Genomic DNA, 12,065 nt, shown 5'->3' with positions numbered 1-12,065 from the left:
GTGCCCGCGCGGGGCGTATGGATGGGGTTCGGCGGCGGGCGTCGGCGTATGCGCGCCGGGCCCGGTCGCGCGTTCGGGTCCGGCGCGCATGCGTTGGGCGAGCCGTCGTCCGCACCATCATAGGCGCTCCGGGCGGGTCGCGCTGCCGTGCAGGCGAACGTGTGCCGAACCGTGCCGCGTCCGTTGCCGGCCCGTTACGAGGAGGCGTGGATTCTGCCTTGAGGTTGCCGTCGGCGCGCCGTTGGCGACCGCGCAAGTGCGTATACTGGATAGTTACGGTTTTATGCAAGCGAACAAGGGGAGCTCATGAAGGAAAACGGCCAGAAGCGCGCAGGCGGGCAGGGCGGGAAGCGCCCGCGGCAGGCGGCACGGCCCCAGGCCGGCCCTCGGCGTCAGCAGGAGCGCAAGCCGGAGGGCGGCGCGGCGGCGAACGGCCTGCCGCAGTGCCCGGTGGCGCGCCAGTGCGGCGCCTGCCAGCACGTCAACCAGCCCTACAGCCAGCAGCTTGCGGCGAAGGACGAGCGCGTTGCCCAGTTGTTTTCCCAGGTGGCAGGCCCTGATGCGCTGCGTCCCATCCTGGGCATGCAGGACCCGTACGCCTATCGCAACAAGGTGATGTCCCCGTTCGCTCCCGGCGCGCCGCGCAAGGCCGCGCCCGGCAAGCGCGGCGGCGGCAAGCGTCCCAGCCGCCCGGCGGCCCCGCAGCGCGACATCCTGTGCGGCATGTACGCCGCCGGCACGCACCGCATCATCGACACGGGGGAGTGCCTGATCGAGAACGCCCAGGCCAAGCAGGTCATCCGCGCGGTCCGCAGCCTTATGCTGAAGTTCGGCATCCCGCCCTACGACGAGGACCGCGGCACCGGCTTCATGCGCCACGCCGTGGTGCGCGTGGGCCACACCACCGGCGAGGTGCTGGTCACGCTGGTCACCAACGGCCAGCAGTTCCCCGGCGCGAAGAGCTTCTGCCGCGAGCTGGTGCGCCGCTGCCCGTTCATCACCACGGTGGTGCAGAACATCAACGAGCGCCAGACCAACGTGGTGCTCGGCCAGCGCGAGCAGGTGCTCTACGGCCCCGGCTTCATCTTGGACAAGCTGTGCGGGCTGAGCTTCCGCATCTCGTCGCAGTCGTTTTACCAGGTGAACAGCGTGCAGACCGAGGTGCTGTACCGCCAGGCCATCCAGCTGGCGGGTTTCACCGGCGCCGAGCACGCCATCGACGCGTACTGCGGCACGGGCACCATCGGCCTGGTGGCGGCCTCCATGGGCGCGGCGCAGGTCACGGGCGTGGACTGCGTGGAATCCTCCATCCGCGACGCGCGGCAGAACGCGCGCCACAACGGCGTGGACAACGCGCGCTTCGCGGTGGCCGACGCCGGCGCGTTCATGCGCGACATGGCGGCGCAGGCCGCGGCGGCCGGACGTGCTGGCACCGATGAGGAGGGCCGACCGCTTGTGCTGCTCATGGACCCGCCGCGCGCCGGTTCCACCGAGGAGTTTCTGCGCGCCGCGGTGCAGCTGGCGCCCGAGCGCATCGTCTACATCTCGTGCAATCCGGAAACGCAGGTCCGTGACCTGGGCTTTCTCAAGCAATTCGGCTACGGCGTGAAAACGGTGCAGCCCGTGGACATGTTCCCGCACACCGACCATATCGAGACCATCGCGCTCATCGAGCGCATGTAGCGGCAACCATATATATAGGTAGGGAAGGAAATGGCAGAGCAACAGCGAACGGGGAATGTCGGCGCCGCGGCAGGCGATGCCGGGCTCGGCGCTGATGCGGCCGCGCGTCCCAAGGACGTGCTCGCCGCGGCGCGGCGCACCATCGAGCGGCGCGGGCTGGCGAACGCCGAGACGCCGGTGCTGCTCATGGTGTCGGGCGGCTCGGACTCCACGGCGCTGGCCTACGTTGCGCGGCAGCTGGCGGATGAAGGGGCTATCGGGCCCATCGCCATGCTGCACGTGAACCATCGGCTGCGTCCCGGCGCCGCCGATCAGGACGAGGCGTTCACGGCGCAGCTGGCGGAGCTGCTGGGAATCCCCTTGTTCAGCTGCCAGATCGACGTCGCCGGCCAGGCGCAGCGCGAAGGCGGCAACGTGGAGGCCGTCGCGCGCCGCGAGCGCTACCTTGCCGCCAACGAGGCGCTCGCAAGCCTGTGCCGGCATGCGGCGGCGCCGCTGTCCGAGGGCCGCATCTTCACCGCCCACACCGCCGACGATCGCGTGGAGAACTTCTACATGCGCTCGATGGTGGGCACCGGGCCGGGCGGCTTCCGCGCCATGAAGTACGCGAACGGCCCCGTCGTCCGCCCGCTGCTCGACGTTGGCCGCCAGGACCTGTGCGACTACGTGCAGCAGCGCGAGCGCGAGGGGCTGCCGTGCGCATGCGACGCCGAGGGGTGCCTGTGGCGCGAGGACGCCACCAACGCGCACACCGATCGGTTCCGCGCCTACGTGCGCCACGAGGTCGTCCCGCACGTGAAGGAGCGCAGCCCGCAGCTGCTCGACGTGCTCGGGCGCACCATGAACCTGATCGCCGACGAGGACGATATGCTTGAGGAAATGGCATCAGACCTGGTGAAACGCCACATGGTATGGACCGAGGCGCTGCCCGACCGCCCGCCGGCCTATGAGGAGGGCGGCGTGCTCGTCCCCGAGCTGGGCGCCCAGCCCGTGCCGCTGCAGCGCCGCGCAGCAGTGCAGGTGCTGCAGGCCATGCTGGGCCCCGATGCGCGCGTCGAGACGGCCTCGATCGACGCGGTGCTGGCGGCGTGGGATGCGCCCGGCACCCCGCAGGCCGCCCCGCACGGCGGGTATGTTGCGAACATCCAGGGAAACCTGGCCATCAGCGCGAACAAGCGCGGCGTGAGGCTCGAGCCCATGGCCGCATTCAGAGCAAGGAGAAGGAAATGAGCGAACAGCCCATGCCGCAAGATGCGGCGCAGGAGAATGAACAGGCCGCCGAGCAGGCGCAGGCCGCCGAGCAGCCTATGACCGTCGATGTGATCCTTGCCAGCGGCAGCCCGCGCCGCAAGGAGCTTCTGGAGCGCGAGGGCGTGAGCTTCACCATCCGCGTGTCCGAGGTGGACGAGTCGTTGGAGCCCGACCTTGAGGCCAACCCGCCCGAGGCCGTGAAGAAGCTGGCAGAGCGCAAGGCCGGCGCCGTGGTGCAGGAGGTGCTCGGCGAGGGCTACACGGGCATGGCGGCAATCATCGGCGCCGACACCATGGTGGTGTGCGACGGCGAGATCTTCGGCAAGCCGGCAAGCATCTCCGATGCCAAGCGCATGCTGCGCCGCCTGCAGGGCAACACGCACGAGGTGCTCACCGGCGTGTCGGTGTGGCTGGTGTCCGCGCCCAACGCCGAGGACGTGTCGCTGGGCTTCCGCACGTTCGTGGACCGCGCGGCCGTCACGTTCCATCCGCAGACCGACGATCAGCTGGCAGAGTACCTGAAGTGCGGCGAGTCCTTCGACAAGGCGGGCGCGTACGCCGCCCAGGGCAACGGCGCCAAGCTCATCAAGCATGTGGAGGGCGACCTTGACACCGTCATCGGCCTTCCGGTGACGCGTCTGCTCAAGGAGTTTCCCGATCTGAAGTAACCGGCCCCGCTGCTCTTGCGGGCGGCGGGCCATCGGCATCCCGGGGCGCTGCGGCGCCCCGGTTCGCGTTTCGGACTGCTTGCGCCCTGCGCGGCATCGTTAGCCCCCGTGCGGCGGGTGCGCGCCGTACGCCCGCTTCCGGCGGTTTCGGCAGGTCCACAGGCGCTCGTATTTATGTGGCGTTACGGTATTGTCATGTGCCCGGTCGGGCCGAATGGTACACTTGTGCTCGTTCATATAAGGGCGCTCAGGGCGCTCTTCAGGCGAAATGCATCGAAGAGGTAATCATCGTGCACGAAAACATAGATCGAATCCTGTTCACCGAGGATGAAATCAAGCAGCGCGTCGCCGAGATCGGCGCGGGCATCACGCAGGACTACAAGGACGACCCCGAGGGCGTCATCCTCATCTCCGTTCTGCGCGGCGCGGCCATCTTCATGGCCGACCTGGCACGTCAGATCCAGCTGCCGTGTGAGATGGACTACATGGCCGTCTCCTCCTACGGCAACGGCGTGAAAAGCTCCGGCGTGGTCCGCATCCTGAAGGACCTGTCCTCCCAGATCGAGGGCCGCAACGTGGTCATCGCCGAGGACGTCCTGGACTCCGGCCTCACGCTCACCTACCTGCTGAAAACGCTGAAGGCGCGCAACCCGAAGTCCATCGAGGTCGCCACGCTGCTGCGCAAGAAAACCCGCGCGCAGGCCAAGATCGACTGCGCATACGTGGGCTTCGAGTGCCCCGACGAGTTCATCGTGGGCTATGGCCTGGACTATGCCGAGCGCTACCGCAACCTGCCGTACATCGGCGTCCTGAAGCCCGAGCTCTACAACTAGGAAAGCAAGGCCTATGCCGCAAAACAACAAACCTCAAATCCAACAGCCCAATCCCCGGACAACCATCATCTCGGTTGTCCTTTTCCTGCTGGTGGCCTTCTTCGTGGGCCAGCAGTTCATGAGCATGTCGGAGTCTTCGCAGGGCACCACCGATAAGCTGGTGGCATCCGAGTTCCTGCAGGCCGTCGACCAGAACCGCGTCACGGAGGTCACGTACAGCGCCGGCGATTACACCGTGTCCGGCACGTATTACCCCGCCGTCACGGCCGGCGATTCCGCCGCCGATGCGTTCAACAGCGCCATCGAGGCCATGAACGCCGGCATGGCAACGCTGAAGGACCCGAACACGGGCAAGTCGCTCTCGGGCGTGGGCACGCAGGACATCGAGTCCCAGACGCTCGGCCAGGAGCACAAGTTCACGTGCACCTGGGCCGGCAGCTCGCTGTCCGACCTGATGGCGCAGCATCCCGAGATCAAGTACGAGGTGAAGACCCCCAGCCCGTGGGGCGACATCCTCACCACGCTGCTCCCCATCATCCTCATCGGCGCCATGCTGTTCTTCCTGTTCAACCAAATGGCGAAGGCGAATAACTCGCAGATGAACTTCGGCAAGGCCAAGGCCAAGCAGAGCATCGAGGAGCGCCCCGACGTGCGCTTCGCCGACGTCGCCGGCGTGGACGAGGCCGTCGAGGAGATGCAGGAGATCAAGGACTTCCTGGCGAATCCCGCAAAGTACCAGTCCATGGGCGCGAAGATCCCGCGCGGCTGCCTGCTGGTGGGCCCTCCGGGCACCGGCAAGACGCTGCTGGCCCGCGCCGTGGCCGGCGAGGCGGGCGTGCCGTTCTTCAGCATCTCCGGCTCCGACTTCGTCGAGATGTTCGTGGGCGTGGGCGCCTCCCGCGTGCGCGACCTGTTCAAGCAGGCTAAGGAAGCAAGCCCCTCCATCGTCTTCATCGACGAGATCGACGCCGTCGGCCGCCAGCGCGGCACCGGCCTGGGCGGCGGCCACGACGAGCGCGAGCAGACGCTCAACCAGCTGCTCGTCGAGATGGACGGCTTCGAGGCCAACGACTCCGTGGTGCTCATCGCCGCAACCAACCGCGCCGACGTGCTCGACCCGGCGCTGCTGCGCCCCGGCCGCTTCGACCGCCAGATCGTGGTGGACGTGCCCGACGTGAAGGGTCGCGAGCGCATCCTGAACGTGCATGCGAAGAACAAGCCGCTCGGCAGCGATGTGGACCTGTCCTCCGTGGCCAAGCTCACGCCCGGCTTCTCGGGCGCCGACCTGGCCAACCTGCTCAACGAGGCTGCGCTTCTGACCGCGCGCCGCAACAAGAAGATCATCACGCAGCAAGAGGTCAGCGAGTCCATGGAGCGCGTCATCGCCGGTCCCGAGCGCAAGGGCCGCGTGATGGACGACCAGACCAAGCACACCATCGCCTACCACGAAAGCGGCCACGCCCTGGTGGGCCACCTGCTGCCGAAGGCCGATCCGGTGCACAAGATCAGCATCATCAGCCGCGGCCGCGCGCTGGGCTACACCCTGTCCATCCCGAAGGAGGACAAGGTCCTCAACACGGTGGGCGAGATGCGCGACGAGCTGGCGGTGTTCATGGGCGGCCGCGTCGCCGAGGAGATCTTCTGCGACGATGTGACCACCGGCGCCAGCAACGACCTGGAGCGCGCCACCAAGATGGCCCGCGCCATGGTCACGCAGTACGGCATGTCCGCCGAGCTGGGCACGCAGGTGTTCGGTCAGCCCAACCACGAGGTGTTCCTGGGCCGCGACATGGGCAACACGCAGGATTACTCCGAGGAAACGGCTCGCCGCATCGACGACGAGGTCGCGCGCATCATGAAGGAGGCGCACGACCGCGCCTACGAGATCCTCAGCACGCATCGCGAGCAGATGGACCTTATGGCAAGCGTGCTGCTCGAGCGTGAAACCGTCGAGGGCGAGGCCTGCAAGGCGCTGCTGGACAACACCTGGAACGACTATCTCCAGCGTGAAGGCGACATCATCGCCGCGAAGGAGGCCGAGGAGGCGGCGGCACGCGCTCGCGACGAGCAGCTTGCCGACCCGAACTGGAACGGCCAGCAGGACGGCCAGGCGCCGCCGGCGCAGCCGGGTTCTCCCGTGCAGCCGGCCGGCATGCAGCAGCCGCAGGCTCTCGGGAACGGCGGTCAGCCGCCGGTTCCGCCCACGGGCGGCCAGCAGCCCCCGTACCCGCCGGCAGAATAAGCCGGCGTGGTGCCGCGCCGCACCTTCGCGGTGGGCGGCGGGATCGTTCGCGCACGATGCGCCGGGCTTTTTGCCTGGTGCGCGGGCGCGGTGTGAAAACGTCAACGTATAGCAAGAAGGCGGGCCGTCAGGCTCGCCTTCTTTTGAAAGGAAGGCATTCAGCATGATGTGGAAATGCGGCTCGTTCGAGTTCGATACACGCAAACCGGTGATCACGGGCATCCTCAACGTCACGCCCGACAGCTTCAGCGACGGCGGCACGCACAACACGCCCGAGGCGGCGCTGGCGTGGGCGCAGCAGATGCTCGACGAGGGCGCGCACATGATCGACGTGGGCGGCGAGTCCACGCGCCCCGGTTCCGCCGAGGTGAGCGTCGAGGAGGAGACGGCTCGCGTGCTTCCCGTGGTGCGCGCCCTTGCCGAGCAGGGCGTCTGCGTGAGCGTGGACACCCGCCACGCCGCCGTGGCGAAGGCGTGCGTGGAAGCCGGTGCCGCTATCATTAACGACGTGTCGGGCTTCCGCGATCCGGCCATGGTGCAGGTTGCCGCGGAAAGCGACTGCGGCGTGGTGGTCATGCATATGAAGGGCGAGCCGGGCACCATGCAGCAGAACCCGCAGTACGACGACGTGGTCGCCGAGGTGCGCGATTGCCTGCGCGACCAGGCCGCCATGCTCGAGGCCGCCGGCGTGGAGCCCGAGCGTATCTGCGTCGATCCGGGCCCGGGCTTCGGCAAGACGGCGTCGCAGACCCTTGAGCTCGTGCGCAACTTCCAGGAGTTTGCGCGCTTGGGCTATCCGGTCATGGTGGCCGTTTCCCGCAAAAGCTATCTGGGCTTTGCCTACGGCATCGACGACCCGGTCGAGCGCGACCACGTGAGCGCCACCGAGGCGCTTATGGCGTGCGAGCTGGGTGCCGGCGTTGTGCGTGCGCACAACGTGGCCGAAACGGTGAAGGCCCTGTCCGACATGCGCCCGTACGCGTTCTTGGGCCTGGGCTGCAACGTGCCTCTGGTGGCTGAGCCCGGCGAGGAGCTCGAGGGCAAGATCGCCATGCTCAACCAGGCCATCACCGAGCTGTGCAGCCTTCCCGATTCGCAGATCATCGACATCTCCAGCTTCTATGAAAGCGAACCGGCGTACTACGAGGATCAGGACACGTTCGTCAACGCCGTGGTGCTGCTGCGCACGGGCATCGCGCCGAAGGAGCTTTTGGGATACCTGCACGCCATCGAGAACAGCCTGGGCCGCGTCCGCGAGATCGAGAACGGCCCGCGCACGTGCGACCTGGACATCCTGGACTACCAGCTCTACGTCACGGACAACGACGTGCTCACGCTGCCGCATCCGCGCATCCTCGAGCGCGACTTCGTGCTGAAGCCGCTGCTGGAGCTGCGCCCGAACCACGTGCTGGCCGACGATGTGCGCGTCGCGCATGCGGCCAAGCCGGAATTCGAGCGCTACGGGAAAGCCGAGCGCGTCAACCGTTAAGCCGGGGAAAGCGGCGGCTTGCGGATGGTCGGATGGGCGTTGGGTTTGAGGAAGCGCTGCTGGTTTAGGCATCGGGGTGTGGGCAGCGGCCTGGGCTTTGGGCTTGGGTGTCGGGCGGTGGTTTGCGATGCTGGGCTGTTGCGCCATTGCGGCATCCCGTTGCTTCGCGACTGCCTTATGCTATGCCGTCATATGAGGGGAGAAAGGTGCTGGGATGCAGTTTCGCGTGGAATCGTTTGAGACCGTCACGTCCACGAACGACCTGATCAAGCGTGCTATCGAGGAGGGCCAGCCCGAGGGGCTGGCCGTGCGTGGCCTGCGGCAGACCGCCGGATACGGCAGGCAGGGCCGTGCATGGGAAAGCCCGATCGGCGGGATGTACCAATCGTTTTTGCTGCGTCCCGACGTTCCGCCGGCGCAGCTGCCCACGCTCAGCTTGCTGGTTGGCCTGGCCGTCCGCCGCGCGATCGCGAGCCTTGTTCCCGAGCTTGAGGACCGCGTGCAGGTGAAGTGGCCGAACGACATCGTGGTGGCCGAAGTGGACGATTCCCTGCGCGAAGCTGCGCAGGCGGCGGGTGAGGGTTCCCCTTGCGGGAATAAGTCGGCGTCCTTGTGCGGCGCAGCTTCCCCTGGCGTAGCCTGCGATGGCGCCGCACCGGACGGAGCGCCCTCCGATGACGGCCATCAGCCTAGGCGCCCCTTCCATAAGCTGTGCGGCATCTCGACCGAGATGCATGCGCGGGCGCTGTGCGTGGGCGTGGGCGTCAACGTGGCCCGTCCGGCGAATGCCTCATCCGTGCCGGCAGGGAAGAATATCCCGGTGTACCTTGATGAGCTGGGATTTTGCGAAGGTCCCGTCGAAGACCGCATCAGCGCGGTTGCCGATGCGCTGTGCGATCAGCTTGCCATCGTGTACCCGCTGTGGTGTGAGCAGGGCTTCGAGCCCTTCCAAGCTGAGTTCGATGCCTGTTCCGCGCTGTCCGGCCGTTTCGTGCGCATGGAGGACCTTTCGGGCAATGTGCTGGCGTCGGGCACGGTGACGCGTGTGGCCCCGGACGGCAGGCTGGTGCTGCGCACGCCGGAGGGCGTGGAGGTGTTCGCCAGTTCGGGCGAGGCCCATATCCGCTAGGCGGTGTCCTTTCGCCCTTCAACCTGATATGCATGAACGATGGAATCCCGGCACGGGGCCCTTCCGCGTGCGCTCTCTGCGGGCCGCCGGTCATACAATAGAGTGCTGACGAAAATTTTAGGTAGTAAAGCGTTTCGAAAGGCAGCACGCAAGCATGACGCAAGAGCAGGAAACGAAGGATATGTCCGCGGCGCCGTCCCATCCGACGGATGCCCAGGGCAAGCCCGCAGCCCCCGGCGCGCAAGGCAAGCCCAAGCAACACGACAAGGTGACGCGCATGGGCACGGAGTCCATTCCGCGCCTTATCACCGAGTTCGCCATCCCCTCCATCTTGGGCATGCTGGTCAACGGCGCGTACAACGTCATCGACTCCATCTTCCTGGGCCAGGCCATGGGCGAGATCGGCCTGTCCACCGCCACGGTGGCCATGCCCATCATGACGGTGTTCATGGCAATCGCCATGCTGGTGGGCAACGGCGGCAACGCCCTGGCCGCGTTGCGCATGGGCGAGGGCAAGCCCGAGGAAGCCGAGCGTAGCTTGGGCAACACGGTCACGCTTTCCCTTATCGCTTCCGTGGTGGTGGCTATCGCCATGTTCATCCCCGCCTGCATCGACGGGCTGCTCAGCGTGTCCGGCGCAACTCCCGAGGACTGGGACTACGCCATGCAGTTCATCCGCATCATCAGCCTGGGCTTCATCTTCCAGTGCATCGGCATGGGCGTGAACAACTTCATCCGTACCGCGGGCGCCCCGAACCGCGCGCTGGGCACCATGATCATCGGCGCCGTTGCGTGCACCGTGTTCAACGCGCTGTTCGTGTTGGGCATGGGCATGGGCGTTGTGGGCAGCGCGCTTGCCACCGTGTGCGGCCAGGCCATCTCGTGCGCCACGGTGCTGTGGTACTTCTGCCTGACGAAGGGCGTCCCCATGCGCTTGCACCTGCGCATGATGCCGCTGCACGGCGAGACCGTGCGCCTGATCCTGTCGTTGGGCCTGGCAAGCTTTGCCGTGCAGGCGGGCATGGCCGCGGTGAACTTCGTGCTGAACAACCTGCTGAACATGTACGGCGCGCAAAGCCCCATCGGCGCGGAGGGCGCGCTGGCCTCCATCGGCGTGGTGCAGCGCGTGGCCTCGTTCGTGGTGCTGCCGCTCATCGGCATGTCGATCGCCATCCAGCCGCTGCTCGGCTTCAACTACGGTGCGCACCTGTTCAAGCGCGTGAAGATGACGCTGGCCTGGGGCATCGCGGGCAACACGGTCATCGCCGTGGTGTTGTGGGCGCTCGTGCACATCTTCCCCGCCCAGATCGTCGGCTTCTTCGGCATCACCGACCCGAACCTGCTGTCGTTCACGGTGTTCGCGCTGCAGGTGCAGCTGTTCCTCATCCCGTTCGTGGGCTTCCAGATCGTCGGCTCGAACTACTTCCAGGCAACGGGCCAGCCGGCGAAGTCGGTGTTCCTGTCCCTTACGCGCCAGATCCTGTTCCTGATCCCGCTCTATATCGGCCTGCCCATGGTCATGCCCGTATGGTTCCCGGGTTACACGGGCCTGGACGCGCTGTACTTCGCGTGCCCTGTGGCGGACTTCCTGGCCATCTTCACCACCGGCGTGTTCGTCCTGCTGGAGCTTAAGCGCCTGCGCAAGCTGGAGAACGGCCAGCTGCAGGCCAAGTTCTAGCGGCGCGAGGAGCGGCGCGTTTTGGGCGCGGCCTTAAGGCGCATGGCGCAAGGGCAGCAGCTACGGTGCGAAAGGAGCTGCGTTTTGAGCGCAGCGCCCCCTCCTTGCCGCTGATGGCGCGCGGTTCGGTAACCTGATTTGTTTCAGCCTTGCAACGTTTTTTGCGCTGCAAGGCTTTTTTGCTGCCAAAACCTGCGAGGGAAATTGTGCGCGTGCTACAATTCCGCTGTGATTTGTAGGAAATAGGATCGATGCGTTCGGTGCAACGATCGCCGCGATGGTATCGCGGATGGGCCCGTCGGTTACGCCGAGGGGACAAGGAAGGGGAAGTTGTGGAACAGGTTCAGAAGAAGACGGCCGCTGAGTCGCGCACGCGTTCCATCGCGTTCGTCGCATTGACGGTCGCCATCACGGCGGTGTCGGCATGGGTGACGGTGCCCTTGGGCCCCGTGCCGTTCACGCTGCAGATCTTCGCCGTGGCGTTCATGGTGCTGGTGCTGCAGCCGAAAGAGGCTGTTGCGGCCATCACCGCGTACCTGGTCCTGGGCGCCGTGGGCGTGCCCGTGTTCAGCGGCATGCGCGGCGGCATCGGCGTTCTGGCCGGTGCGACCGGCGGCTTTCTGTGGGGCTACCTGCTGGGCGTCGGCCTTGCCGTTGCCGTGCGCTTCGGCCTGAAGGCCGTGCTGGCTCGCGATGGCCAGGCGAAGGGCGCCCGCGCGTTCGCGATCGACTTCTTGACCGGTTTGGTGTTCCTTGCCGTCGCCTACGTGTGCGGCTGGGCTCAGCTGATGGCCGTCGCCTCCATGACGCCTGCTGCCGCCTTCGCGGCCGGCGTTGCGCCGTTCATCCTGGTCGACCTGGCGAAGCTGGTCGCGGCAGTCATCTGCGCCCGCGCCGTCAACGCTGCCGTGGGACGTCGCGCCTAAGCGATCCCGCATAACCCAAGCACAACGAAAAGGCCCGCATAAGCGGGCCTTTTCGCGTTTCGTCGTAGCTTTATGGGCGGGTCCGTGGCTTTCCGAATCACGGGTGCAGGCTTGAGTTCCGAGGGCGGGTTTCCGGTTGCCAGGCGTGCGGGTGCGCAAAGGAGGG

The 12,065-nt window shown here is 66.8% G+C and carries 9 protein-coding genes; all 9 read left to right on the top strand.

The genetic code is table 11. From position 1 onward, the window contains the following. Positions 1 to 306 precede the first annotated feature (306 nt). The 9 genes from rlmD to Q0H50_RS05520 all read left to right on the top strand — a co-directional run bounded on the left by rlmD (position 307) and on the right by Q0H50_RS05520 (position 11,899). Positions 307 to 1,683, top strand: a complete 1,377-nt coding sequence (gene rlmD, locus Q0H50_RS05560) for a 23S rRNA (uracil(1939)-C(5))-methyltransferase RlmD (protein ID WP_294420312.1) — start codon at positions 307 to 309, stop codon at positions 1,681 to 1,683. 30 nt (positions 1,684 to 1,713) lie between these two features. Continuing rightward, on the top strand, positions 1,714 to 2,913 hold the full coding sequence (gene tilS / locus Q0H50_RS05555) for a tRNA lysidine(34) synthetase TilS (RefSeq protein ID WP_294420309.1): 1,200 nt from the start codon (positions 1,714 to 1,716) through the stop codon (positions 2,911 to 2,913). Beyond that, positions 2,910 to 3,602 carry a nucleoside triphosphate pyrophosphatase gene (locus tag Q0H50_RS05550; protein WP_294420306.1) on the top strand — a complete coding sequence of 231 codons (693 nt, stop codon included), beginning with the start codon at positions 2,910 to 2,912 and terminating at the stop codon, positions 3,600 to 3,602. Before tilS ends, Q0H50_RS05550 begins: the two co-directional genes overlap by 4 nt. A 290-nt stretch (positions 3,603 to 3,892) precedes the next feature. Then, the gene (gene hpt / locus Q0H50_RS05545) at positions 3,893 to 4,435 is read left to right on the top strand and encodes a hypoxanthine phosphoribosyltransferase (RefSeq protein ID WP_294417832.1); all 543 of its coding nucleotides are present in this window, start codon (positions 3,893 to 3,895) and stop codon (positions 4,433 to 4,435) included. A gap of 13 nt (positions 4,436 to 4,448) precedes the next feature. Continuing rightward, entirely contained in the window at positions 4,449 to 6,677 is a 2,229-nt protein-coding gene (gene ftsH / locus Q0H50_RS05540) for an ATP-dependent zinc metalloprotease FtsH (protein WP_294420304.1), read from the top strand. Positions 6,678 to 6,840: 163 nt separating this feature from the next. Continuing rightward, the gene (gene folP / locus Q0H50_RS05535) at positions 6,841 to 8,166 is read left to right on the top strand and encodes a dihydropteroate synthase (protein ID WP_294420302.1); all 1,326 of its coding nucleotides are present in this window, start codon (positions 6,841 to 6,843) and stop codon (positions 8,164 to 8,166) included. A 214-nt stretch (positions 8,167 to 8,380) separates the two neighbouring features. Next, positions 8,381 to 9,295 carry a biotin--[acetyl-CoA-carboxylase] ligase gene (locus Q0H50_RS05530; protein WP_294420295.1) on the top strand — a complete coding sequence of 305 codons (915 nt, stop codon included), beginning with the start codon at positions 8,381 to 8,383 and terminating at the stop codon, positions 9,293 to 9,295. Between the two features lie 154 nt (positions 9,296 to 9,449). Next, positions 9,450 to 10,973 carry an MATE family efflux transporter gene (locus Q0H50_RS05525; protein ID WP_294420293.1) on the top strand — a complete coding sequence of 508 codons (1,524 nt, stop codon included), beginning with the start codon at positions 9,450 to 9,452 and terminating at the stop codon, positions 10,971 to 10,973. 332 nt (positions 10,974 to 11,305) lie between these two features. Then, the gene (locus Q0H50_RS05520; protein ID WP_294420290.1) at positions 11,306 to 11,899 is read left to right on the top strand and encodes a biotin transporter BioY; all 594 of its coding nucleotides are present in this window, start codon (positions 11,306 to 11,308) and stop codon (positions 11,897 to 11,899) included. Positions 11,900 to 12,065 lie beyond the last annotated feature (166 nt).

The organism is uncultured Senegalimassilia sp. (assembly GCF_934632265.1).
Classification (GTDB): domain Bacteria; phylum Actinomycetota; class Coriobacteriia; order Coriobacteriales; family Eggerthellaceae; genus Senegalimassilia.
This window is presented reverse-complemented; position numbering and strand designations above follow the sequence as displayed.